General features: G+C 53.1%; 17 protein-coding genes. 14 read left to right on the top strand and 3 right to left on the bottom strand.

The features are described from left to right. Nucleotides 1–26: 26 nt before the first annotated feature. The 6 genes from METTU_RS08160 to METTU_RS08135 all read left to right on the top strand — a co-directional run bounded on the left by METTU_RS08160 (nt 27) and on the right by METTU_RS08135 (nt 17,720). Nucleotides 27–2,426 carry a TonB-dependent receptor gene (locus METTU_RS08160; protein ID WP_006890870.1) on the top strand — a complete coding sequence of 800 codons (2,400 nt, stop codon included), beginning with the start codon at nt 27–29 and terminating at the stop codon, nt 2,424–2,426. A gap of 361 nt (nt 2,427–2,787) precedes the next feature. Next, a complete protein-coding gene (locus METTU_RS08155) occupies nt 2,788–4,260 on the top strand; it encodes an ABC transporter substrate-binding protein (RefSeq protein ID WP_254257840.1) in 1,473 nt (490 codons plus the stop codon). 64 nt (nt 4,261–4,324) lie between these two features. After that, nucleotides 4,325–5,698, top strand: coding sequence for an ABC transporter substrate-binding protein (locus METTU_RS08150; RefSeq protein WP_254257839.1), 1,374 nt, complete (start codon nt 4,325–4,327; stop codon nt 5,696–5,698). Nucleotides 5,699–6,077: 379 nt separating this feature from the next. Further along, the gene (locus METTU_RS21695; protein WP_006890865.1) at nt 6,078–12,185 is read left to right on the top strand and encodes a PAS domain S-box protein; all 6,108 of its coding nucleotides are present in this window, start codon (nt 6,078–6,080) and stop codon (nt 12,183–12,185) included. Between the two features lie 219 nt (nt 12,186–12,404). Next, nucleotides 12,405–17,123, top strand: coding sequence for an EAL domain-containing protein (locus METTU_RS21690; protein WP_006890863.1), 4,719 nt, complete (start codon nt 12,405–12,407; stop codon nt 17,121–17,123). 189 nt (nt 17,124–17,312) lie between these two features. Then, nucleotides 17,313–17,720, top strand: a complete 408-nt coding sequence (locus tag METTU_RS08135; RefSeq protein ID WP_006890862.1) for a hypothetical protein — start codon at nt 17,313–17,315, stop codon at nt 17,718–17,720. Nucleotides 17,721–17,732: 12 nt separating this feature from the next. Here the strand turns inward: METTU_RS08135 and ispB are convergent, their stop codons facing one another. Further along, a complete protein-coding gene (gene ispB / locus METTU_RS08130; protein ID WP_006890857.1) occupies nt 17,733–18,743 on the bottom strand; it encodes an octaprenyl diphosphate synthase in 1,011 nt (336 codons plus the stop codon). Between the two features lie 256 nt (nt 18,744–18,999). Here ispB and rplU point away from each other — a divergent pair, with 256 nt between their 5' ends. The 4 genes from rplU to proB all read left to right on the top strand — a co-directional run bounded on the left by rplU (nt 19,000) and on the right by proB (nt 21,874). Next, nucleotides 19,000–19,311 (top strand): 50S ribosomal protein L21, encoded by a 312-nt coding sequence (gene rplU, locus METTU_RS08125; protein WP_006890855.1) that lies wholly within the window; start codon nt 19,000–19,002, stop codon nt 19,309–19,311. Nucleotides 19,312–19,328: 17 nt separating this feature from the next. Beyond that, entirely contained in the window at nt 19,329–19,586 is a 258-nt protein-coding gene (gene rpmA, locus METTU_RS08120; protein WP_006890853.1) for a 50S ribosomal protein L27, read from the top strand. A gap of 145 nt (nt 19,587–19,731) precedes the next feature. Beyond that, complete coding sequence (cgtA, locus tag METTU_RS08115) at nt 19,732–20,766, top strand: Obg family GTPase CgtA (protein WP_006890851.1); 1,035 nt, start codon at nt 19,732–19,734, stop codon at nt 20,764–20,766. Further along, on the top strand, nt 20,753–21,874 hold the full coding sequence (gene proB, locus METTU_RS08110) for a glutamate 5-kinase (protein ID WP_006890849.1): 1,122 nt from the start codon (nt 20,753–20,755) through the stop codon (nt 21,872–21,874). Before cgtA ends, proB begins: the two co-directional genes overlap by 14 nt. 73 nt (nt 21,875–21,947) lie before the next feature. Here the strand turns inward: proB and rpsT are convergent, their stop codons facing one another. Beyond that, nucleotides 21,948–22,211, bottom strand: a complete 264-nt coding sequence (rpsT, locus tag METTU_RS08105; RefSeq protein ID WP_006890844.1) for a 30S ribosomal protein S20 — start codon at nt 22,209–22,211, stop codon at nt 21,948–21,950. Nucleotides 22,212–22,308: 97 nt separating this feature from the next. Here rpsT and murJ point away from each other — a divergent pair, with 97 nt between their 5' ends. From murJ to METTU_RS08085, 4 genes are all read left to right on the top strand, one after another. Continuing rightward, nucleotides 22,309–23,847, top strand: coding sequence for a murein biosynthesis integral membrane protein MurJ (murJ, locus tag METTU_RS08100; protein ID WP_006890842.1), 1,539 nt, complete (start codon nt 22,309–22,311; stop codon nt 23,845–23,847). A 69-nt stretch (nt 23,848–23,916) separates the two neighbouring features. Then, nucleotides 23,917–24,750, top strand: a complete 834-nt coding sequence (locus tag METTU_RS08095; protein ID WP_006890840.1) for a restriction endonuclease — start codon at nt 23,917–23,919, stop codon at nt 24,748–24,750. Nucleotides 24,751–24,941: 191 nt separating this feature from the next. Continuing rightward, entirely contained in the window at nt 24,942–25,190 is a 249-nt protein-coding gene (locus tag METTU_RS08090) for an AbrB/MazE/SpoVT family DNA-binding domain-containing protein (protein WP_006890839.1), read from the top strand. Next, nucleotides 25,183–25,581 carry a type II toxin-antitoxin system VapC family toxin gene (locus METTU_RS08085; protein ID WP_040579707.1) on the top strand — a complete coding sequence of 133 codons (399 nt, stop codon included), beginning with the start codon at nt 25,183–25,185 and terminating at the stop codon, nt 25,579–25,581. Before METTU_RS08090 ends, METTU_RS08085 begins: the two co-directional genes overlap by 8 nt. 1 nt (nt 25,582) lies before the next feature. Here the strand turns inward: METTU_RS08085 and METTU_RS08080 are convergent, their stop codons facing one another. Continuing rightward, nucleotides 25,583–26,476, bottom strand: coding sequence for a phosphoribosylaminoimidazolesuccinocarboxamide synthase (locus tag METTU_RS08080; RefSeq protein ID WP_006890835.1), 894 nt, complete (start codon nt 26,474–26,476; stop codon nt 25,583–25,585). Nucleotides 26,477–26,505 lie beyond the last annotated feature (29 nt).

The raw sequence follows: 26,505 nt of genomic DNA, 5'->3' as shown, positions 1-26,505 counted from the left end.
ATAAAAAATGGGACAACAATCAATCAATGTACAAAAACAGTCTTAAAACCTGCATTTTAGCGCTGGCGCCAATGTCGGTGTTGGCGGAAACCCTGCCGCTCGACACCCTGGTGGTTACCAGTACTGCCAATCCGCTCTCCAGCATACGCTCCAGCGTTGCGGTCAGCACGCTGGACTGGGAGCAAATACAGCAATCCGCGCCGAGCAGCGCCGCCGATATTTTGCGCAATGTGCCCGGCGTCATTTCCCAGGCTTCCGGCGGCGAAGGCAACGCCAATGTTTCGGTGCGCGGCCTGCCGATCGGCGGCGGCGCCAAGTTCGTGCAATTTCAGGAAGACGGTTTGCCGGTGTTCGATTTCGGCGATATCGACTTTGCCACCGCCGATACCTTTCTCAGATCCGACTATAACCTGGAGCGGCTGGAAGTGATACGCGGGGGCGCGGCGGCGACTTTTGCCAGCAATGCGCCGGGCGGGGTGTTCAACTTTATCAGCAAGACCGGCGCAACCAAGGGCGGCAGTGTTGGCGTCAGTCGCGGCCTGGACTTCGATCATACCCGCGCCGACTTCGATTACGGCAGTCCGATCAATGATCAATGGCGCTTCCATGTCGGCGGTTTTTACCGGGGCGGGGAGGGGCCGAGGACGGTCGGCTACGACGCCGAAGACGGCGGACAGATCAAGAGCAACATCACCCGCGATTTCGACAAGGGCTTCATCCGCCTCAACTTCAAGGTGCTGGAGGATAGGGCACCTGTTTATCTGCCGGTACCGGTCTCGATCACCGGAACCAACAGCAATCCGCAGGTTGCATCCTTGCCCGGTTTTGATATACGCAACGGCGCGATGCAGTCGAAATATTTCCGTACCGATTTGGCGGTCAACAAAGACGGCCAAGTCGTGAAGACTAATATTGACGACGGTTATTACTCGTCGAGCAAGGTTATCGGCGGCGAGGCGATGTTCGAGCCTGCGGACAATTGGAAGATTAACGACAAGTTCAGGATTGCCGCAACCTCCGGGCGTTTTGTCGGGCCGTATCCGGCGCAAGTCGATACCGCGGCAGCGCTGGCGACATCAATCGGCGGAACCGGCGCGACCTTGCGCTATGCCAACGGGCCGTTGTCTGGACAAGCCCTTAGCGATCCCAACGCCTTGGCGGTCGGCACGCATTTGTTCAATACCGAACTCAACGATCTCGGCAATTTCGCCAACGACCTGAACCTGACCCGAACCTTCGACAGCGAAAATTTCGGCGCCACCCGCGTCACCGCCGGTTATTTCAAGTCGGGGCAGGCTATCGTCCAGGACTGGCACTGGAATACCTACTTGCAGGAAGTTAAGGGCAAGGATTCGGCATTGCTCGATGTGATCGACGCGAACGGCAATAAGGTCACCCAAAACGGCCTGAGTGCCTATGGCGAATCGTATTGGGGCAACTGTTGCGTGCGTTCCTATGACCTGTATTACGACACCGATGCGCCTTACCTGGCGTTGGGCTGGCAAAAAGGCGACTTCAATTTCGACGGCAGTTTGCGCTACGACATTGCCCACGCTTCGGGCAGCTATGCCGGTTCGACCGGCACGCAAACGCTGGATGTCAACGGCAACGGCGTGATCGAAACGCCGGAAAAGACGGTGCCGGCGGTTAACAATAATTCGGCATTGCCGGTCGATTACACGGTGCGTTATTTGTCGTATTCGTTCGGCGGTAATTACTTGCTGAATCCGAATCTGGCGCTGTTCGCGCGCGTCAGCGAGGGCGGCCACGCCAATGCCGAACGCATGTTGTTCGGCGGCGGCATCAGAACCGACGGCAGCATCGCCGCCAAGGTCGCGGTCAACAAGGTTCAGCAGGTTGAGGGCGGCCTGAAGTGGCGGGGCAATGATTTTAGCGTGTTCGCTACCCTGTTCCATGTCACCACTGCGGAAGTCAACCAGGACATTACCGCCGGTTCCGGGGGGTACAGGTTTACCAACCGCAACTTCGAGGCTCAGGGCGTGGAGCTGGAAACGGCTTATTATTTGGGCGATTTCAGTCTCAACGGCGGCGTGACCTATACCCGCAGCAAAATCGTCAAGGATGAGATCAACCCGGCCAATGTCGGCGACCCGATCAGCCCCGAATTCATATACCAGTTTACGCCTGCTTACCAAATCAGGCATTTCAACGCCGGGCTGAATTTTATCGGCAACAGCGATGCGCCGACCGGCAAGATGGTCAATCCCGGTTATGTCCAGGTCAATGCCTTTACCGGTTATGAAGCGGTCAAAGGGCTTTGGCTGTCGGTCAACGGCAATAACCTGTTCGACACTATCGGTTTGACTGAAATATCCAATAGCGGCGGCATTTCCGCCAACGGCTTGAATGCGGCACGGTCGATTAACGGCCGGACTGTTATCGCTACGGTCAGGTACTCGTTTTAACTATTCAGATACAGATGCGCACTGATAAACCGAAATCACTTTTACCTTGTTCCCACGCGCTGCGTGGGAATGCAGTCAAGGCGCGCTGCGCCGCGAGTCACACTCAACGTCTTGTGTATACAGGACGCGGCGCGTCCAGCACTACATTCCCACGCAACGCGTGGGAACGAGGGGTAACGTCTCGCCTGTGCGCTAGTTCCCAAGCTCCGGCTTGGGAATTCAGTGAGGGAAGCTCTAGCTTCCCGTCTCGCAAAGCTAGAGCTTCGTTAAGTGGGTTCCCAAGCTGGAGCTTGGGAACCAGCGTAACGCTAGGTAAGGGACTGTCGGAATGACGACAGCCAGTAGACACTTGTGTATAACGATGAGCGCGCCGCGTGGGAATGAGGTCAAGGCCTGTCCTGAGCTGTGCCGAAGGGCGCGCTACGGCATGAGTCATGAACAATGTTTTGCGTATACAGGACGCAGCGCGTCCAGCACTGCATTCCCACGCAGCGCGTGGGAACGAGGGGGGCGCATAACAAGCAGGCAAAGCCTGCACTCCATCCTTATTTTCAGTCTGATCTTGATTGTGTTCGCCTTGGGTATTGACGATGCGTATAGCGCTAATGAAAAACGCTCCGTAGCGGATAGCGGCGTAAAAACCGTCAGCCTATGGTCGTATTCAGGAAGCAATACCGCCGAATACTTGGCCCTCAAAGCATCGGTAGACCGTTACAACGCCGGTCGGCACGGCTATCGCATCGAAGCGCTACCTACCACCTTCAAACGCTACGACGAGCATATTGACGACGCGGCGGAGACCGGGGCGCTGCCTTGTCTGCTGCAAGCCGACGCGTCGCTTTTGTATGCCATGGCCTGGAGCGGCTATTTGCAGCCTATCGAGCAATTGATGCCGAAGCCGCTGCTGGACGATGTGCTGCCGTCGATTCTGGCTCAGGGCCGTTACGACGGCCGACTGTATAGTCTTGGCCAGTTCGACTCCGGTCTGGCGCTGTGGGGCAATCGCCGCTTGTTGGTTAAAGCCGGGGTTCGTATCCCGACTTTGCAAGCGCCGTGGACGCTGGCGGAATTCGAGCAGGTTCTCGACAAGCTCAGCAAGCTGCCGGGCGCGGTCGCGGCGATTGATATGGGGGCTTTTTCGGGTAGCGGCGAGTTTTACTCTTATGCCTATTCGCCGATCCTGCAAGGTTTCGGCGGCGATTTGATCGAGCGTAACAGTTACCGTTCGGCAAAAGGCGTGCTTGACGGCCCGCAATCGGTGGCGGCTATGACCCATTTTCAGCAGTGGCTGAAAAAAGGTTGGTTTAGGAGCGAGGTGGTAGCCGACGATTTCGTCAACGGCAAGGTGGCTTTGGCCTGGTTTGGGCATTGGCAATATCCCTGGTACAGTGCGGAACTGGGCAAGGATCTGGTACTGCTGCCGATGCCGGATTTCGGCCACGGCATCAAGACCGGCATGGGCTCGTGGAGTTGGGCTATTTCCAGCACTTGTAAAGAACCTGAGGGCGCAGCGGATTTTTTGGGCTATTTAATGTCGGAACGGGAAATTCTGCGTATGACCGCTGCCAACGGAGCCGTTCCGGGGCGGCGTTCGGTTTTGGCGAAATCGCCGCTGTACGGCGAGCGCGGGCCGTTAAGATTGTATGCGCAGCAACTGAATGCCGGTCTGGCGATACCTCGCCCCCAAACCCCGGCTTACAGAATGATCAGTAAGGTGTTTTCCATCGCTGCCATAGCGATTATCGCCGGGGCCGATGTGCAAACCGAATTGAGCCGGGCGGCGGCGCTGATCGACCAGGATATTATCGAAAATAGGGGTTATTCGAATGATTGAGTCATGTAGGGTACGCTGTGCGTACCCTTTTTTATCGTCACTTCTTAGACAAAAGGTACGCACGGTGTACTCTACGCGGCTTATCCATATTCGCGGTATTTTCAGCCTAATGTTGGCTGTGCTTGTTTTGAACGTTGACGCTGCCTACAGCGCTAATGAAAAACGTCCGGCGAAAGCTGCCGTAAAAACCATCACCCTCTGGACGCATTCCGACACCACTATCGGCGAACATACCGTCCTTGAGGCCTCGGCGGCCCGATACAACGCAGATCGACACGGTTATCGCATCGAGATTCAGGCATTCGATAAAACTGATTATGACGGCCAGGTCAACAAAGCGGCGGCGAACGGTTCGTTGCCTTGTTTGCTGGAAGCCGACGGGCCGTACCTGTATACGCTGGCATGGCGCGGTTATTTGCAACCTATCGAACAATGGCTGCCGAAATCGTTATTGGACGATGTGCTGCCGTCGATCCTGGCTCAGGGACATTACGAAGGCCGTCTTTATAGCCTTGGGCAGTTCGATTCGGGTCTGGCGCTGTGGGGTAATCGTCGCTTGCTGAATAATGCCGGTGTACGTATCCCTACATTGCAAGCGCCGTGGAAGTTGGCCGAATTCGAGCAGGTTCTCGACAAGCTCAGCAAACTGCCGGGCCTCGTCGCGTCGATTGAAATGGGCACGTACTCCAGTTCCAGCGAGTTTTATGCTTACGCTTTTTCGCCGATTCTGCAAGGTTTCGGCGGCGACCTGATCGAGCGCAGTCACTATCGTTCGGCAAAAGGCATGCTTGACAGCCCGCAGTCGGTGCAGGCATTGACGCATTTCCAGCAATGGTTCAAGAACGGCTGGGCCAAGCAGGATATCGTATTAACAGAGGTTAACGGCCAACGCAAAGTCGTTTTGAGTCGATTCGATCAGCTGGCTACCGACTATTTCGCCAACGGCAAGACAGCCTTGTCCTGGATGGGGCATTGGCGGTATCGCGGATATAGCCTGGAGCTGGGCAAGGATTTGATACTACTGCCGATGCCGGATTTCGGGCACGGCATTAAAACCGGCATGGGCTCGTGGAGCTTTGTTGTTTCCAGCACCTGTAGCGATCCTGCGGCGGCTGCGGATTTTTTGAGTTTTTTGATGTCGGAGCAGGAGATAAGGCGTATGACCGATGTCAACGGAGCCGTTCCGGGGCGGCGTTCGGTTTTGGCGAAGTCGCCGTTGTACGGTGAGCGCGGGCCGTTAAGGCTGTATACGCAACAGCTCAATGCCGGTTTGGCGGTGCCGCGTCCCCAAACCCCGGCTTACAGCACGATCAGTAAAGCGTTCTCCAACGCCGCCGTGGCAATCATTGCCGGTGCCGATGTGCAAACCGAATTGAGCCGGGCGGCGGTGTTAATCGATCAAGATATTGCCAAAAACCTCGGTTATCCGGAGTATTAGAAAAGATGGTATTTCAGTTCGTTATCGTTCCCACGCAGCGCGTGGGAACGAGGGGTAAGTTAAGCAGCACAAGAGACCGTAGGAGCGGGCCGCGCCCGCGACATTGTTCTCGTTCCCACGCGCTGCGTGGGAATGCGGTTCCTGAGCGGGACGGGGTTTGCAACCCCGTTCCTAACGTTTCAGTAACTATTGCAACTGCTTCGTCCGTTAAACGTTTCGGACGGGGTTGCAAACCCCGTCCGGCATGTGGAGTACGCGGTGCGTACCATTTTCTACCGCCGCTCCCTAGTACGAGACTAATTGCTGGAGTGCAGGCTTTGCCTGCCGGCGCAAGCAAAGCTTGCACTCCTCATTTTAATCTTCCCGGCAAGGCAAAATCATGAAGCTGGGTTTAAAGCGCAAAATAGTATTAGTCTTCATCGGCGTACTGGTCGCGGTGACCGTGCTGGATGCATTGCTGGCCTCTTATTTCACCAACCGGCAAAATCAGGATGCCGCTTTTGCCACGCTCAAGCGCGATCTTCTGACTTGGCAGGATGAATTGCAGGATACAACGGTGCATATGCGCACGGTGGCGCTATCTGCGATCGGCGAAACGGTGGCCTTGAATCAGTTATCCGTACTCACGGCACTGGAATATAAACTGGCCGATGCCTTGGACAAGAACAAGGAGGTTAAAGAAGCGGCAAGAACCCTGGCTTTCAGCAAGTCGGTTTCGCTGAATCGGTTGCATCTGGTGTTGCGTACCGGCGGTTTTTCGGCGATTGCGGTTTATATCGACGGTAAGCTGAGCCACCAGGTTTCGGTATCCGAAGTGGGGATGTTCGTGCAGCGGAGCAATGGCGCGCGGGTGTGGGTTAAGGCGGCCGCAGACGGCAACGGTAATCTGCCGCTCCGCAGTTGGCCGGCTTGGGAAGAAGGGGTGCCGCCCGCTGTTGTCGACTCGTTAGCGTCGGTCGATAGGCCGCAGGTCGCCTTTACTTACCCTTCGGCGGACAGCATGTTAATCGAAGTGGCGGTGCCGGTTGAAGGCGTTATCGAACAGTCGCTGCAGCAAGGTGAAGGGCAGCCGCCGGAGCTCTCGGTGATCGATCCCGGTATTGCCGGTTCGGCAAGCGATCCTTCCCTATTCGCCACAAACCGGCCGCCCTCGCCGTTCGCGGTGGTGGTTTTCCAAAAACGGGTCGATCAGGACTTTTTGCAGGCAGTTGAACGGAAAACCGGCATGTGGCCGCTGCTGTTCTCGCCGGACGGCCAACACAGCCGGCAGATGGGGCCGTTAAATTTAAGCTTGCAGGAATTGTTGCCGGACCTTGCAAAGGCTTCAGCCGGGATTAAAGCGAAGACCGTATCCACCGGACAAGGTTCGTTTTATGCTGCGGCATTGCCTTGGCAATTCGAGCAGCAGCCGGGTTTTGTACTGGCTTTGGTGGCTTCGCAGGACAGCACCTTGCAAAACATCCGGCAAACGGTGGCTGCTATTTTGACGGTTACCAGTCTGATATTGGCGCTTAGCATCGGTATCGGCATATTTTGGGTCGGACGTTTTATCGATCCGATTATCGCACTGACGAATGCGGTGAAGGCGATCGGACTGGTGAGCCGATTGGAGCGAGACAGGCAGTCCGATTACCGGTTGACGGCTGAAAATTTGCGCCCGCTGGCTATCCAGGCGCCCGGCGAAATCGGCGATTTGGCCTGGGCGTTCGATGTCATGATCGGCGAGCTGCACCATTCGTTCGATTCATTGGAACAGCGCGTAGAAGAGCGTACTGCGGAATTGCGCGCCTTGCACCAAGTGCTGGAAGAGCAAAACCTGCAACTGGAGGAACAGAGTTTTGAGCTGGGTGCCAGCAATAGCTCGTTGCTGGAAGAAATCGGCGAGCGCAAATTAATAGAAGATTTGCTGCGCCTGCGGGAACAGGAGTTTCGCAGCCTAGCGGAAAACTCGCCGGACAATATCGCCCGTTATGATCGGGACGGCCGGATAAAATATATGAATTCGCAATTGCATGCCGCGCTGGGCCTCGACGAGGCGACCGCCAGGGCGGCTATCGGCAAGAAATCAACTGAGCTGTATCCCGACGGCGACTTCGATGCCTATGAACAAACCATTAAGAGCGTGATCGAAAGCGGGCAGGTGAGCGAACTTGAAGTGGTGTTGCCGGATACCGGCGACGGCATCCGCTATCACTGGGTGCGGATGGTCGCCGAGCGGGAGCCGTTTGGCGAGGTGATCGGGGTGCTTGCCTTGGGGCGGGACATCACGGAAACGCGCGCGTTGCAACAGCGGCAGACGCAATATTTTGCGATGGCTCCCGGTTTGTTTTCGACGATAGAACATCGGGCGGATGGCTGCTACGCCATGCCTTTCGTCAGCGACGGTGTCCGCGAGCTGTTCGGCCTTGAGCCGGAGGAGGTGATGCGGGACATTGGGACGCTAGTGGCGCGGGCACACCCAGACGATATAGAGATGACTTTCCGCAAGACCGAGGAATCGGAACGAGATCTGACGCCCTTCCATGTCGAATACCGTATTATTCATCCGAGCAATGGGCTGCGCTGGATCGAGTGTAATTCCATGCCGCAACGCCTGCCGGATGGCGGTACGCGCTGGATGGGTTTTTATCATGACGTCACCGAGCGCAAGGCCATAGAAAACGCGCTTCAAGACAGCGAGCAAATGCTGCAAGAAGCCCAGCGTATCGCCCATGTCGGCAGTTGGGATGTGGATATGGTGAACGATAAGCTGGTCTGGTCGGATGAGATCTTCCGTATCTGGGAAATCGACAAGACGAAATTCAAAGCGGACTTCGTGGCGTTCCTCGAAACGGTGCACCCGGAGGATAGGGATCGAGTATCGCAGGCCTACAACGAAGCCGTTATTAACCGCTCGCTCTACGAGGTCGAGCACCGCCTGCTGTTCCCGGATGGACGGGTTAAACATGTTCTGGAGCGGGGCGAGCCGCAATACGACGCGCAGGGAAAACCGGTGCGTTTCATCGGCACCTCGCTGGATATTACCGAGCGTAAGGCCATCGAAAAGCAGCTCGCCCTGTTGAACTATGCTCTCGACCATGTCAAAGATACGGTCTTGCTGACAGGCGAAGATGCGCATTTTTATTATGTCAATAAAGAAGCCTGCACTACTCTGGGATACAGTTACGATGAAATGCTCGGTTTAGGCGTTCCTAATATCGATCCCGTCTATCAGCAGGACCATTGGCCCGACCATTGGCGCGACCTTAAGGCAAACGGTTCGCTGACCTTTGAGAGCCGCCACAGGACAAAAGACGGCCGTATCTTTCCTGTAGAGATCAACGCCAATTACTTCGAATTCGACGGGCAGGGCTACAATTTGGCCTTGGCCCGCGACATCAGCGAGCGCAAGCAAATGGAAGACGCCTTGCGCAAAAACCGGCAAATTCTGACCGAGGCTCAGCGCATCGCTCATGTCGGAAGTTGGGAGATGGATCATGTGGATAATGTCCTCAGTTGGTCGGATGAGATTTTCCGCATCTTCGAGGTTGACCCGGAGCAGTTCGGCGCAACCTATGAGGCCTTTCTCAATGCCGTTCATCCCTATGACCGTGCGGCGGTAGAGCGCGCCTATACCGAGTCGCTGAAAAGTCGGGAGCCTTACGAAATCGAGCACCGTCTGCTGATGGCGGACGGGCGGGTCAAATATGTCCTCGAACGCTGCGAAACCGCTTATGCCGACGACGGCAAGCCTCTGAACTCGCTGGGCACCGTGCAGGACATCACCGAGCGCAAGCGCATGGAGGCCGAACTGATTAGCCAGACGGATTTCCAGCAAACCATTCTGAACGCCGTAGCCGATGCCGGTATGCAGGTGATGATGATCGAAGAGGGCCGCATTATCCATGTCGGCAATCGCAAGCTGGCCTACGAGTTTGGGTTTACCGATGAAGACATCGACACTCACCCTGCACTCGCCGACATTATCCATCCCGACGACCGGGATCGGATAATTGATTACCACGTTCGCAGGATGGCTGGCGAAGCGGTTTCCGCCAGCTATGAACTGGGCTTGGTCACACGCAACGGCGAGCGGCGCGAATACGAAACTTCCGTTGCTATCGTACCGGGCACCGATCCTGTCCGAGTAATCACTGTCGGCAAAGACATCAGCGAGCGCAAGCGCATGGAGACCGAACTGCTTAGCCAGGCCGATTTCCAGAAAACAATAATAAATGCTGTATGCGATGTCGGCATGCAACTGATAGTGATCGAGAATGGCCGCATGATCCATTTCGGCAATCAGCTATTGGCACGGAAGTTCGGTTTTACCGACGAAGACATTGATGGGTATCCCTCGTTCATCGATTTCGTTCATCCTGACGACCGGGCGCGGGTGATAGGCTACCATGTCAGCCGGATGAAGGGTGAAGCGGCGCCCAACAATTATGAGCTGGGCTTGGTTGCCGGTAACGGCGAACGGCGCGAATACGAGACTTCCGTCGCTGTTGTGCCGGATACCGATCCTGTCCGCTTGATCGCGATCTTCAGGGATATTACCGAACGCAAACGCATGGAGGAAGCGCTGGCCAACCGCGAGCAGGAACTTTGCGCCCTCAATGCCAGCCTTGAGCTGCGGGTGTTGGAACGTACCGAAGAGCTACGCCAGCAGACGCGCTATTTGAGGACAATGATCGATACGCTGCCGATGTTTGCCTGGCTTAAAGATACGGACAGCCGATTTCTGGTCGTCAATCAGGCCTTGGCAGCTGCTTGCTCCCATAACGTGGACGAGTTGGTCGGCAAGTCCGACCTGGATGTCTGGCCGCGCGAACATGCCGAGACCTACCGCGCCGACGACGCGGAGGTGATGGCGACCGGTCAGCGCAAGGCCGTGGAAGAACCTTTTGTCGATGCGCGCGACGGCGCTATTTGGGTTGAAACCTTCAAGGCTCCCGTGGTGGATGAGGATGGCCGCGTACTGGGAACGGTGGGCGTCTCCCGCGACATCAGCGAGCGTAAGGCAGTGGAGGCGGCGCGGGAAGCAGCTTTAGTCGAGGCCGAAAGGTTGGCGAGACTGCGTAGCGAATTTATGGCGCGGATGAGCCACGAACTGCGTACGCCATTGAACGGCATTTTGGGTTACTCTCAGATATTGCTGGGAGAAAACAGGCTGAACGAGCGCCAACATGTGATGGTGAACGTTATGCAGCAAAGCGGCGAACATTTACTGAGCCTGATCAACGATATTCTGGATTTTGCCAAAATTGAGGCGGGCAAGCAGGAGCTGAGCTTGAGCGACATTCATCTGCCGAGCTTCCTGCACAATCTCGCCGACATCGTCAGCGTCAAGGCCGAACAAAAGCAGCTGGCTTTTATCTGCGACATTGCAGCGGCTGTGCCTGAGGGGATACGCGCCGATGATATGCGGCTAAAACAGGTGCTGCTCAATCTGTTGTCCAATGCCGTTAAATACAGTGAACAAGGCCAAATCAGCCTGCGGGTGACGGTGTTGAAAAAGCCCTTTTCAGAGGGAGCGCCTGTCGAATTGGGCCGTTTGCGTTTTGAAATACAGGATAGCGGTATCGGTATCGAGGCAGGGCAACTGGAAAGCATTTTCAAGCCTTTCGAGCAGGCGGCTGACATACAGTACAGCGGCGGCGGCACCGGCCTGGGATTGGTGATCAGCCGTGAGCTGGTCAGGCTGATGGGCAGTGAAATTTTCGTCAGCAGTCGGGTTGGCGAGGGCAGCACCTTTTGGTTCGATCTTGACGCCCCGGTTGTTGATGTCAATGGGGATATTATGCGGGTCGAACAACATATCACGGGGTATTTGGGGCCGCGTCAGCGGGTGCTGGTGGTGGACGATGCCGAGGTAAACAGGGCGTTGTTGATTGATATGCTCTGTCGCTTAGGTTTCGAAACCGACGAGGCAGCCAACGGCAGGGTGTGTCTGGACAGCGTCGAAACCCGGAAGCCGGATCTGATTCTGCTGGATATGGTCATGCCGGAAATGGGCGGTCTGGAAACCGCTCGTCGTCTTCGACAAATGCCGGGGTTCGGGCAAACGCCGATTGTCGCTGTTTCGGCCGGCGCTTCCGGCATAGATGTTGCGGAAGCCATGGCAGCCGGGGTTAACGTCTTTTTGACCAAGCCTATCGAGATAAAAAGGCTAATGGGGCAAATCGCCGGGCTTTTAAAGCTCGACTGGGTTTATGCGTTGCCTAAAACCGAACCATCACCGAAACATAAGCCTGACGACTGGCTGGATGCGCCGCCGCTGGAGGAAATGAGGGTTTTGCGTCAACTGGCAGCGGAAGGCAGTATGCGGGATATTATCATCCAGGCCGATTATCTGGATGAACTTGATGCAAGCTATCGCCCGTTTGCCGAGCAGTTACGCAGTTTGGCTAAAGGCTACCAATCCAAAGCCGTTCTGGATTTGGTGGAACGATATATCGACAGGAATTGTAATTATTCAGCCCCGGGTTTTACAGATGAACACTGATAAATTGAAATATTTCTCGTTCCCACGCGCTGCGTGGGAATGCAGTATCGGCGCGCTGCGCCGCGAGTCACGACCAACGGCCAAGGTATTGCGTATACGGGACGCAGCGCGTCCAGCACCGCATTCCCACGCAGCGCGTGGGAACGAGGTAAAAACAATCTGTTTAATCTATGTTGATATGCGGCTGAATAGTTACAAACTTTGGATCGGGAGTGAATCATGAACAGCGCAACAGCCACAGCCGATATGCCCACCATTTTGATTGTCGATGACACGCCGGTCAATCTGGGCGTGGTGGTGGAAAGCCTGGAAAATCGGGGCTACCGCTTACTGATAGCCCAGGACGGTACAGAAGGGCTGAAACGCGCCGCTTTCGTAAAACCGGACCTGATTCTGCTGGATGTGCTGATGCCGGGGTTGGACGGCTTCGAAGTTTGCCGACGTTTAAAGGGTGATGCCGACACAGCCGATATACCGGTAATTTTTATGACTGCTCTGGGAGATAGCGACCATAAAATCACCGGATTCAAGGTGGGCGGCGTCGATTACCTTAGCAAGCCCATGCAGATTGACGAAGTCATTGCGCGGGTCGGTGCGCATTTGAACTTGAGAGCTATGCAGCGGCAACTGCAACTGCAGAATGAGCAATTGCAAAGGCATCAGGAGGAGCTGGAGCAGAAAGTTGCCCAGCGCACCGCTGAGCTGAGTATCGGCAACCGCTTGCTGCGCGAGGAAATCGAGGAACGCAAGCGGGTCGAGAATATGCTTAAATTCATCGCTCAGCGCGGCTGGATGGAAGGCGGCGAGACGTTCCTGACCTCGCTGTCCCGGTATTTGGGGCGGTTGCTGGAGGTGGATTATGTGATTATCGACAAACTGTCCGCAGAGCCGAGCCACGCCGAAACGGTTGCCATCTACGCCAAGGGCGAAGTGCTCCCTAACCTGCGATACAGTCTCGAACACACGCCTTGCGAGAATGTTATGGCGGGTGGGCTGTGCTGTTATCCGGGGGATGTGCAACAGCAGTTTCCCGAAGATACTCTGCTGGCGGATATGCAGGTCGAAAGCTATATCGGCCTTCCGCTTTGTGATTCCACCGGCAAGGTCATCGGCCTGATTGCGGTGATGGACGGCAAGCCGATGTGCAATGAGCTTGCCGTCACATCAATGCTGCAACTGGTGGCGACCAGCGCTGCGGCGGAACTGGAGCGTCGACAGTCGGAGCAGGCGATATTTGAGTCGCGGCAGTTCCTGGTCAGGGTCATCGACGCCATTGCCGACCCGGTGTTTGTCAAGGACAGGGAACATCGCTGGCTTTTGCTTAACCAAGCGTGTTGCGAGCTTATCGGTCATTCCCGCGCCGAACTGCTGGGCAAATCCGATTCGGATTATTTCCCGGAGCACGAGGCGCGCGCATTACAGGAGGGTGACGATGCGGTGTTCGACAGCGGGCTGGAAAACGGCAGTGAAAACGAAATTACCGATGGACAGGGCGTAAAGAGGACGATTTCTACCACGAAAAGCTGTTTTTTGGATAATAACGGACAACCTGTTCTGGTCGGTATCATCAGGGATATTACCGAGCGCAAGCAGTATGAATTGAATCTGCTCAAACGCGCGCAACTCGAAGAACAACTTTCCTGTCTGGCAGACAGTGTGCCTGGCTTCATCTACACTATTCGCCTGAGCCTGGATGGACACGCCAGCTTCCCGTTTGCCAGCGCAGGCATCGAAGCGCTGTTCGGGTTGAGCCCCGAAGATATTCGTGACGACGCAGAAGTGCTACGTGCGCGCTACCACCCTGAGGACTTGCCGCGCGTGATTGCTCAACTGGAAAAGTCAGGGCGGAAGCTGTCGCCGTACCGTATCGAAATCCGAATTCTTCACCCCCACAAGGGCTTGCGCTGGATAGAAATCCGTTCTACACCGCAACGGCAGCCGGATGGCAGTACCGAGTGGCATGGGCTGATGATCGACATCACCGAGCGTAAAGCAAGCGATGAGCAACTTGCTTTGCTGGATTACGCGCTCGATCATGTCGGCGAAGCCGTCTACCTGACCGATGAAGATTCCCGCATTCTTCAGGTTAACGAAGAAGCGAGCCGGATGCTGGGGTATACGCGGGCTGAATTGCTGGAGATGCGGATAGTCGACATCGATCTTGATTTAGGCCCGGAACGGTGGCGGCAGCATTGGGGCGAGTTGATCTCAGGAATGAGCACGATCACGTTGGAAACCCGGCATCAAACGAAAGAGGGCGGTATTATTCTGCTGGAAGTCAACGCCAATCCTATCGTCTATCAGGGCCGATACTACAATTTTGCCTTGGTGCGCGACATCACCGAACGCAAGCAGATGGAAACGGAACTACGGCAACGGGAACTGGAATTTCGTGTATTGGTGGAAAACTCGCCCGACCCCATCTTTCGTTACGACAGGGATTGTCGCCGTATTTACGCTAACCCGGCGGTGGAAAAGCTGGTCGGATGCCCCGCCTCTCAACTGATAAACAGGATGCCGTCGGATGCGTCGGTGGTCAGTGCATACGAAGGAGAAAAGCTGGTGCAGGCGATCCGGCAAGTGCTGGAAACCGGCTTGACTGCCGAGAGTGAGGTGGAGTTTATCGCTGACGATGGACAGCGGCATTATTTCCATAACCGCTATGCACCGGAGTTCGGCCCGCAGGGCGAGGTGGCAGGGGTGATCTCAATTGCCCGCGACATCACCGAACGCAAGCAGGCAGAAAATCTACGACATCAACGTGAGCGGGAATTGCGGACGCTGGTGGAAAATCTGCCGACCATGGTGGTGCGCTACGACCGTAACTTCCAGCGCATTTACGTCAATCCGGCTTATTCGCAAATCATCGGCCGCACCGAAGCGGAAATGTTCGGCAGTCCGCTCAAAAAATCATGGCGGGCTACTAATATTTCTGCGGAATCCTACCAAGCTATTCTGTCCGGCGTGATGCGTAGCGGCAAAAAAGCCGAGGTATCGTTGGAATGGACAGACGGCGACGGTCGCCTGATCAGCCACGTAATGAAAATAGTGCCGGAATGCGATGCCGATGGCAAAATCGATAGTGTGCTGGCGTTGGGTTTCGATTTAAGCGATCGCCGCCAGCAACAAGTTGTTGAGGCCAACCGCCAGCGGGTGTTCGAGAAAATGGCGCACGGCGACAATATTAACGGTATTTTGGAACAGGTGGCTTTGTATGTCGAATCCTCAAAGTCCGGGCGGTATTGCGCTATTTTGTTGCTGGATGAGGAGCAAAAACACTTGCAAACCGTGGCCGCGCCTTCGTTTCCCGCATCGTATAAGGCAAAGCTTAATCCGCAGATGCTGGACGAGGAGAGCGGGAATTGCCACGGCTGGGTTGCATCGGCGTTGAGTGGCGAAAGGATAATCGTGGCCGATATGACAAAGCACCCGTGCTGGTCGCTTTGCCAGTCGTTTATCCGCGAAATCGGTGCGGTCGCCTGCTGGTCGGAGCCGATTTTTTCCTCATCGAACCAATTGCTGGGGGTTGTGACCCTGTACCTTAACCAGAGCGGTGTGCCCGATGAGGCTGATTTGAGCCTGCTGCTGCAAGCCGGGCATTTAAGTTCCATCGCCATTGAGCGCAAGCGTATCGAACAGCAAATGTACCGCCAAGCCAGTTATGACCAGCTGACCGGCTTGCCTAACCGGCGCTTGTTCGGTAACCGCCTGCGCGAGGAAATCGTCAAGGCCGAACGCGGCGCTTATAGTCTGGCGGTGCTGTTTATCGACCTGGATCGTTTCAAGGAAGTCAACGATACCTTGGGCCATGATGCTGGCGACGATTTGCTGGTGGAAGCGGCGCAACGCATTCGCTTATGTGTCCGGGAATCGGATACCGTAGCGCGCTTGGGCGGCGACGAATTTGTGGTGATTTTGCCTAAAGTCGACGAAATCGTTCCGCAGGATCGGGTGGCGCAATGTATCGTTGATGCCATGGTACGGCCGTTCCTGCTTGGCGAGCAGAATGCTTATGTCTCCGCCAGCATCGGCATTGCCGGTTATCCGCAGGATGCAGATAACGCTGAAGTCTTGATCGGCTGTGCCGACCAGGCCATGTATGTCGCCAAAAGCATGGGTCGCAACTGTTTCAGTTTCTTCACTCACGGCATGCTGGAGCAGGCCCGGCATCGTCTGGAGCTGGTCAACGATTTGCGCGGCGCGCTTGATGCAGGCCAACTTGAGGTGTACTACCAGCCGATAATCGAAGTGGTTAGCGGCAAGGCGGTCAAGGCCGAAGCGCTGTTGCGTTGGCACCATCCCGAACTGGGCATGGTGCCGCCCGACCGGTTTATTCCCATCGCCGAAGAAACCGATCTGATTCAGGAGATCGGTGCTTGGGTATTTCGCGAGGCTGCGGATACCGCTAAACGCTGGCATGGCCTGAGCGAAGAGGATGGGGTAGGGCAGATTAGCGTCAACATGTCGCCGCGCCAGTTCACCAAAGATAGCGGCGTTCAAACTTTCATTGATTATTTGCAGGAAGCTGCTATCGATCCGTCCTATCTCGTTGTCGAAATCACCGAAGGCCTGTTACTGGATGATTGTTCGGCTGTTACCGAGAAATTGGAGTTGTTGCGCGCGGCGGGGATTCAACTTTCTCTGGATGACTTCGGCACCGGTTATTCGGCGATGGCCTATTTGAAAAAATTCAACATCGATTACCTGAAAATCGACCGCTCCTTCGTCCGCGATCTGGAAACCGATCCCGGCGACCGGGCGATCGCGGAAGCCATTGTAGTGATGGCGCACCGGTTGGGCTTGAAGGTGATAGCGGAAGGCGTGGAAACCGAAGGCCAGCGGGCGTTGCTGATGGCGGTCGGCTGCGAGTACGTGCAGGGTTATCTGTATGCCAAACCGATGCCGGTCGAGGCGTTTTTAGCGTATGTCGCAGGGTAATCTTGCCAAGCCATGCGCATATTCCGGCCCAGTCTGAACGATGATTAATTCAAGAGGTAATGGTTTGCATTGGGTTAGCTGATTACTTAAACGGCATTGGCCGAAAAACCTGAAAGCATCACCGAATCGGTGGATAAATCAAAATCTGAATTATAATTGACGCAATTTTTTGGTGAACTGGATATAACGATGCGGCAAACAATAAAGGCAAAACACGAGCTTCGCTTGTACGAGCTTAAAAAAGCGGTGAACGATTTTCTTGAGTTCACTGAAAATTTAACGCTGCTTCAGGCAGTTAATGAAAAAGCGCAGGAGATGGCTCAGGCGGTTGACATGCTGCAACAGTTGTTACAGCAGGGCTCGGCTGCAAATAAGCTGGTTAAGGCTATTAATGCTTCCGAGGCAGCGACTCTGCTTGATGAGATTGTCGATGTCGATGCGGTTGGCGAGTTGGAAGCTTATATGTTGTCGGCGGCAGAAGGTATTGAAGATGCCGAGGTAACGCAGTTTTTAACCGAGGTAATGGACAAGGTTGAGCGTAAATATAATCTGCTGCTTGAAAAAGCGCATGCTTATAATGCGCTACTTAAAGGCTAAACAAGCGCGGTTCTAGTAATTGCGTTGGACAGAAAACATCGCCAATAACGTCAACGCTTGTTTGTATTCGGAATCAGGCAGAACGCTTAATGCGGATATCGCTTTCTGGGCTTCCTCGTCGGCGCGCTGTTCTGTGTAATCAATGGCTTTAGTGCTTTGCACGATGGCGTAAACTTCGTTAAAGACATCACGGTCACCATTTTTGATCGCATCAATAATGATTTTGGCCTCGCTTTCGCTGCCGTTTTGAATGGCGTAAATCAGCGGTAAGGTCGGCTTGCCTTCGGCAAGGTCGTCGCCGAGATTTTTGCCCAGTTCGTCTTTGCTGGCTTTGTAATCGAGTGCGTCGTCAATCAGTTGAAAAGCGATGCCCAGATGCTGTCCGTATAGTGACAGGCCTTGTTCGGTTTCGGTTGACGCTCCGGCGATAACGGCGGCCAATTTGGTCGCGGCGCTGAATAAGATAGCGGTTTTTCTGGCAATAACTTCGAGGTATTTTTGTTCTGTCGTCTCGGGATTATTGCAGTTTAAAAGTTGCAGTACCTCGCCTTCGGCAATGGCTGTGGTGGTTTTTGACAGGATTTCCATGACTCGCATATTACCGGTACGCACCATCATTTCAAATGCGCTGGAATAAAGATAATCGCCTACCAGGATGCTGGCCGCGTTGCCCCAGACGGCATTAGCGGATTCTTTACCGCGTCTGAGGTCGGAGTCGTCCACAACGTCGTCATGCAGCAGTGTGGCGGTGTGGATAAATTCAATGACCGCCGCCATCAGCAGGTGGTTATCGTTGGCTCCTCCCAGGGCCTTGGCCGCCAGTAACAGCAGCATTGGGCGTAATCGTTTGCCGCCGCTGCCGACTATATAATGGCCCATCTGGTTAATGAGGACAACATCGGAACTTAACTCGTTAATAATGAGCTGATCGACAGCTTTTGCCTCGGCTGTAGTTAATTTTTTGATTGAATCAAAATCAATGGGTGCAGTAGTGTTAGCGGGGGATTGTGAGTGCGATGCCATTATGTTGTGCTGCGTATAAGTTTGGGTTATTTTTCATGGTGATAGCTATGAAAATCAAATTCTGTTAAGCTATTATAACTTAATAGAACATTAATCGCCCATGCTATTGATTGGGGGGTTGAGGGTAATAGCTTTTTTGTGCTATTTTGGTAAGATATTCAGGCCGTCGATTTAATTTAGATTGACTTGGTCCTGTTTTAAAAATATAATTTTTTGTTCACTTTAAACAGATTAATGCTTGATGGAGCTTGCGCCGATGTATGCGGTAATTCAAACAGGTGGTAAACAGTACCGCGTAGAAGAAGGTACTTACTTAAAAATAGAAAAACTGGAGCTAGGCGAAGGCGACAGCATTGAATTCGATAAAGTACTGATGATTCAGTCAGACGATGCTGTTAAGGTCGGCATGCCTTTTATCGAAGGCGGCAAAGTTACAGCGACTGTCTTGTCTCAAGGTAGACATGCAAAAGTCAAAATTATTAAATTCAGAAGACGTAAGCACCATATGAAACAAATGGGGCATCGTCAGTACTATACAGAAATCCAGATTACTGGCATTTCTGCTTAAGATATTAGGAGTTACAGATGGCTCATAAGAAAGCTGGTGGTAGTACGCGTAACGGACGTGACTCTAATGCGAAAAGATTAGGTGTTAAGCGTTACGGTGGAGAGAGTGTGACGGCGGGCAATATCATCGTTCGTCAACGTGGAACCAAGTTTCACGCTGGTGATAACGTAGGTTGCGGAAAAGATCATACCTTGTTTGCAACGGCTGATGGTAAAGTGGTTTTTCAGGTTAAAGGACCTAATAACCGCAAATTTATCAGTATTGTTGCTGCATAAGACATACGGCTGTATCGCGCCATAGCATGGCGAGACAGTTAGGTCGGGTTTGTGTACCCCGGCAACTTTAAAAAAGCTCCGCCGTTCATGGTGGGGCTTTTTTTGTTTTTATCGGTTGAGTTTGAAGTTTGGCGGCATGTGATTTATGAGATTTGTTGACGAAGCGGAAGTTCGTGTAGAAGCGGGCGATGGCGGCAATGGTACTATCGGTTTTCGGCGCGAGAAATACATTCCTATGGGTGGTCCGGATGGCGGTGATGGCGGCGATGGCGGCAGTGTTTATCTGATTGCGGCAGAGAATGTAAATACTCTGGTGGATTTTCGGTATCATGCGGTACATCGGGCTCAGCGCGGACAGAACGGCATGAGCCGTAATTGTACCGGCAGGAAAGGCGATGATTGCTATGTGCCGGTGCCGCTTGGAACGCAGGTTTCGGACGCGGAAACGGGTGAGGTTATCGGTGATTTAACCGAAATCGGTCAAACCTTGCTGGTTGCCCAGGGCGGGTTTCATGGTCTGGGTAATACGCGCTTCAAAAGTAGTGTTAACAGGGCGCCGCAAAAAGCCAGTAAAGGCAGTGAGGGCGAGCATCGCAGGCTTAATCTGGAGTTGACGCTGATTGCCGATGTCGGTCTGCTGGGTATGCCTAACGCCGGAAAATCCAGCTTGATTCGCTCGGTATCGGCGGCAACACCCAAGGTTGCCGACTATCCATTTACGACCTTGCACCCCAATCTGGGTGTGGTTAGCGTTGATGATTTGCGCAGTTTCGTTATTGCCGATATTCCCGGTGTTATTGAAGGTGCGGCGGAAGGTGCGGGCCTCGGCTTGCAATTCTTAAAGCATTTGCTGCGTACCGGCTTGCTGTTGCATCTTATTGATGTGGAACCCTACGAAAGCATGGAATCGCCGGTTCAGGCGGCTAAAAAGATCATTCACGAAGTCGAAAAATGGAGTGATGAGTTGGCCGCCAAGCCGCGCTGGCTGGTGTTGAACAAGATAGACCGTCTGCCTGTTGATGAAGTTGACGAGCGATGCCAGGCTATTGTCGATGAGCTGGAATGGACAGGGCCGGTCTTTAAAATTGCGGCGATTAATGGCGATGGTACGAGAGAGTTGATGTTTGCCATCATGAACTTTTTGGAACAGCAGCGGCAGGAAAAAAGTGAACAGGACTGATTTTGCCAAAGTTAAGCGGGTTGTCGTCAAGATAGGCAGTTCTTTATTGACCAAGGGTGGCCAGGGCCTTGATAAGGTTGCCATCGCTGCCTGGGTTGAGCAGATGGCAGGCTTAAGGCAGCAATCTATCGACGTGATACTGGTTTCTTCGGGCTCCGTGGCAGAAGGCATGTGTCGTTTGGGTATGAAGGTGCGCCCCAAGACATTGCACGAGCTACAGGCGGCCGCATCTGTCGGTCAAATGGGCTTGGTGCGCGTATTTGACGATAATTTTCAGCGGCATCGCTTGCATGCGGCGCAGGTGTTATTAACTCATGACGATTTATCGGACAGGCAGCGCTATTTAAACGCCAGAAGCACGCTGCTGACCTTGCTCAAGTTTGGCGTAGTGCCGGTTATTAATGAAAACGATGCGGTGGCAACCGAAGAAATCCGCTTTGGCGATAATGATACGCTGGCGGCATTGGTCGCCAATCTGGTCGAGGCCGATTTACTGATTATTTTGACCGATCAGCAGGGCCTGTTCACGGGAGATCCCGGTTTGCATCCCGATGCGAAATTAATTTCCGAGATCAGTGTTAACGATGATCGGCTGGATGTAATGGCTGGCGATAGTCGCAGTGGATTAGGGCGGGGCGGCATGTGTACCAAAGTACGGGCGGCGCGGCTGGCCTCCAGGTCCGGCGCTGCGACAGTGATTGCTGCGGGCGCTGTTGACAATGTTATTGCCTCCGTAATCTCCGGGGCTGATTTGGGTACCTATCTATTGCCGGACATAGAGCCGTTGGTGGCTAGAAAGCGCTGGCTCGCCGGACAGCTACAGGTTAAGGGGCAATTGGTTTTGGATGCGGGTGCGGTCAGGATGTTGCAGAATGAGGGCAAAAGCCTTTTGGCTGTCGGTGTTAAGTCGGCATCAGGCAGATTTGAGCGCGGCGAGTTGGTTTCCTGCGTCGATGAAAGCGGCTTGGAAATCGCGCGCGGACTGATTAACTACGGCAATGTCGACGCCCAATTAATAGCGGGCAAAAACAGTTCGGAATTCGAAAATATTCTGGGTTATTTCGACGATTCAGAGCTGATACATCGGGATAATCTGGTGATTATTTAACGCGATTAGCGCGCAATAAAAAAGGCCGTAACTCGATGAGTCCGGCCTTTTTTATTGAGTAAGACTACAGCGATTAAGCGATAGCTTTTACTTTTGCATTCAGTCTGCTTTTACCGCGTGCGGCTTTATTTTTGTGAATAATGCCTTTGGTAACTGCTGAATCGATAATCGGAACGGCAGTGTTGTAGGCGGCTTGCGCTTTTTCTTTGTCGCCAAGCTTTACTGCGGCAATGATTTTTTTGATGAATGTGCGTAAGTTGCTACGTTGTCCTGCGTTGCGAATACGGCTTTTTTCCGCTTGTCGCGCACGCTTTTTAGCTTGTGCTGTATTAGCCATAGTGTCTCGATTCTTGTGGTAAGTTAATTAAACCGTGTATTATCATTACAAGTGATATTATTGTCAAACTTTTTAACGCATCATAACAGGAGCAGCGTTGAGCAGGCAGCTTTTTAAATCGACCTTAGTTGTCGGCGGCATGACTTTGATCTCTCGTGTTCTAGGGTTTATCCGGGATATGTTGATTGCACATATTTTCGGTGTGAATTCGGCAACCGATGCGTTTTTTGTAGCATTTAAAATTCCCAATTTTTTGCGTCGTTTATTTGCCGAGGGCGCTTTTGCACATGCCTTTGTCCCGGTGCTGTCCGATTACAAAGAGCGGGGCAGCAAGGCCGCGTTAAAACAGTTTATCGATAAAACCGCCGGAACGCTGTCCGTGTTTTTACTGTTGATTACGGTGGTCGGTGTAGTGGCCGCCCCGGTGCTGATCATGTTGCTGGCTCCCGGTTTTATGTGGCAGGGAAGCCAGTACGAGCTGTCCGTGCAACTGTTGCAAATTACCTTTCCTTACCTGTTTTTTATTGCTTTGGTGGCCTTTGCCGGAGGTATTTTAAATGCGCACGGGCAATTTGCGATTCCCGCTTTAACGCCGGTTTTTCTGAATATCTGCATGATTGCCGCCGCGATCTGGCTGGCGCCATTGATGGACGAGCCGGTCACGGCCCTAGCGTGGGGCGTTTTTGCGGCGGGCATCGTGCAGCTGTTGTTTCAGCTTCCCGCGTTGATGCGCTTGGGACTGATGCCGAGATTAAGACTGGGTTTTGATGACTCGGGCGTTAAACGGATTATAAGCCTGATGCTACCGGCCATTTTTAGCGTTTCAGTGACGCAGATCAATTTGTTGTTGGATACCTTGATTGCCTCCTTTTTAACCGTCGGCAGCGTGTCCTGGCTGTATTATTCCGATCGTTTGGTGGAGTTTCCGCTGGGTATTTTGGGTCTTGCGTTGGGGACGGTTATTTTGCCGAATTTAGCCAAAAGCCATGCTGCGGAAGACACGGCCGCTTTTTCAAATGCGCTGGATTGGGGCTTGCGGCTGGTGGTTTTGGTAGGATTGCCCGCTACCATCGGTTTGGTATTGCTGGCCGAACCGATGCTGTCGACGCTGTTTCAATACAATGAATTCGGCGTCAGCGATGTACATTTTGCAGGATTGAGCTTGAAGGCGTATTCGCTGGGTTTGCTGGGATTTATTCTGATTAAAGTGTTGGTGCCGGGCTTTACCTCGCGCGGCGACATGAAAACGCCGGTACGCTACGGGGTTTACGCGATGATCGTCAGCTTGGGCCTGAACTTGGCGCTGGTTTTCCCGCTGGCGCATGCGGGACTGGCTTTAGCGACGTCCTTGGGCGCTTTTTTTAACGCCGTTTTGTTGCTGAGAAAATTACATAAGGACAAGGTGTACCAACCGGCAAGCGGCTGGTGGCTGTTTTTGGTCAGAGTATCGCTGGCCGGTGGAGTCATGGCGGCAAGCCTGTATTATTTTGTCGATGCCACTTGGTGGAATGACTGGAGTTCCACGGTGCGCGTGATCAATCTGGTTAAATGGATAGGGCTAGGCTTGGCGATTTACGCGGTAACGTTGCTGGTAACGGGCTTAAGGTTAAAGCATTTGACTGGTCGGATGCGCTGAAGAGCGGTTGGGATATAGCGATCATATGCCAGTTACGTTTACAGTTAACTCCTAAATAGGAATAGAGAAATGTCACAGAAAAAAGGTGGTGAGTTTTCAAGATTTATCAAACCACTAATAGAAATTCTAAGGGAAATTGGTGGCTCTGGTAGCTCTAGAGAGGTTACTGATGCCGTCATTGACAAAATGAATTTATCAGAAGAGGAACTCTCTGAAACATTAAAAAATGGTGCTTCCAGGGTTCGAAATCAAGTTGCGTGGGCTCGGCAATATTGCGTAAGTGCTGACCTAATTGATTCTTCGAAGCGTGGAGTTTGGTCTTTAACTGAGCAGGGTTTTAAACATCCTTTAGAAGCTGATGATATTTACAATATCGTAAAAGCTGTTCGTTTTACTAAGCCCAATACAACAAATACAAATTATGAAGAGTTAATAGATACGGAACCTCATGAGACAGAGCTTTTAGAAATCTTAAAATCTCTCTCACCAGCAGGTTTTGAGCGCATTTGCCAAAGGTTGCTTCGCGAATCTGGATTTGAACAGGTGGTCGTTACTGGTAAAACTAATGATGGTGGAATTGATGGCCATGGAGTTCTAAAGTTAAATCCATTAGTAAGTTTCAATGTCATCTTCCAATGTAAAAGGTATAAAGATTCTGTATCCTCACCTCAGATCAGAGATTTTCGAGGTGCAATGGCGGGGCGAGCCGACAAAGGAATTTTTATAACTACGGGGCGCTTCACACAAGAAGCAAAGAAGGAAGCACGGAGAGACGGAGTTCCCCCAATTGAGTTAGTTGATGGTGAAATGTTAGTAAATATGTTCGAGCAATATGAGTTAGGTGTCAAACCAGTAACAACCTATGAAATCGAGCATAAGTTTTTTAACGAGTACATGAGTTAGCAAGGCGTTGCATCGGACAAGTCGGAGAACGCCATTGAGCTAGCCCAGTAGGCCGGAATAAGCCGATTCGAGCGACAGCGAGAGCAGGCGTTTCCTGCAAAAACAACAAATTAATGCACCAGACTTGTCGGATTAAAATTTAGCACTATAATGTCATTTTTTGTAAAAATGACTTGGGTTAAACATTTGCCATGAATCAACAAGCAGCCAAAATTTCAGCGGGCGGTCGCATTGTGCTTCCCGCCCAAATGCGCGCCAGCCTTGGCATCCATGAAGGAGACGAATTACTTATCTCGGTCGTCAACGGCGAAATCCATATCACCCCTAAAGCCTTGGCTTTGCAAAACGCGCTGGCAATCGCCCGCAAACATTTAGTTGGCAGCCCTGATTTGAGCGATGCACTTATCGCAGATCGACGTGCAGAAGCCGCTAATGAATAGTACCGTGGTGCTCGATGCATCGGCTCTGTTGGTACTTATTCAAAATGAGGCGGGCGCGGAGCTGGTCAGTGCAGCCATCACCCAAGGCAAGGCGATAATTTCCACGGTTAACTTAAGTGAAGTCATTGGGAAGTTGGCTGAAACCGGAATGCCCAAAACTGCGATTGAAGCTTTTCAAGCCGAGCTGCCGATTGAGGTTGCCGATTTTAGTGAAACGATGGCGTTGGAAGCTGGCATGTTGCGGCTAACAACACGCCAGCTGGGTTTGTCGCTAGGCGACAGAGCCTGCTTGGCTACTGCACGAGTGCTTGGGAATTTACCCGTCCTGACAGCAGACCGCGCATGGGCCGACTTGAATATCAATTTAAAGATTACCCTTGTCCGCCCTTAAATCAACCTTGCGTTAACCTGACTTCCGCTTCGCGGTATTTTGCCGCGCAGTATTCCGCCACTTCAGCGGGTAAATGCGGCCCCGGCGCGGTTTTATCCCAGTCCAGCGTTTCTAGGTAATCACGGATATATTGTTTGTCGAAACTGGGCGGGCTGATGCCGACCTGATATTGATCGGCAGGCCAGAATCTTGATGAGTCGGGGGTTAACGCCTCATCAATCAAATATAAAACGCCGTCATCGTCGACGCCGAATTCAAATTTGGTATCGGCAATGATAATACCCCGCTCTTTGGCGTAGGCGGCGGCTTCCTTGTATAGTTTCAGGCTGGCGTCGCGCACTTTTTCGGCCAATTCCTGTCCCATCAATTCAACGGTTTTATCAAAAGAGACATTCTCGTCATGCTGGTCCACTTCGGCTTTGGTGGACGGCGTATAAATCGGCTCAGGCAATTGCTGCGCCTGCTGCAAACCTTCGGGCAATTTAATGCAGCAGACCGCGCCGGATTTTTGGTAATCTTTCCAGCCTGAACCGATCAAATAACCGCGCACAATCGCTTCGACCGGCAGCGGTTTTAACAATTTGACGACGATGGCGCGGCCTTCAATCTGCGCACGTTCGGCGGCATCGGGCACGACTTGTTCCAGCGGAATGTCGGACAGGTGATTGGGCATCACGTGCTTCATTTTTTCAAACCAGAAGTTGGATACGCTGGTTAAAACGCGGCCTTTGCCGGGAATCGGATCGGGCAAGATTACGTCGAATGCAGACAGCCGGTCGGTGGTTACAATCAGCATGTGCTTGTCGTCAATGTCGTAAATATCCCGCACTTTGCCGCGAGCGCGGAGCTTTAAAGACGACAGTGTTGATTGGTATAGAGCTTCTGGAGCGGTCATAAGTTCTCGCTGAGTGTCAAATAGGGTGA

Source organism: Methylobacter tundripaludum SV96, from assembly GCF_000190755.2.
Taxonomy (GTDB): domain Bacteria; phylum Pseudomonadota; class Gammaproteobacteria; order Methylococcales; family Methylomonadaceae; genus Methylobacter_A; species Methylobacter_A tundripaludum.
The sequence above is the reverse complement of the archived record's forward strand: the minus strand, read 5'-3'. Positions and strand labels throughout refer to the sequence as shown.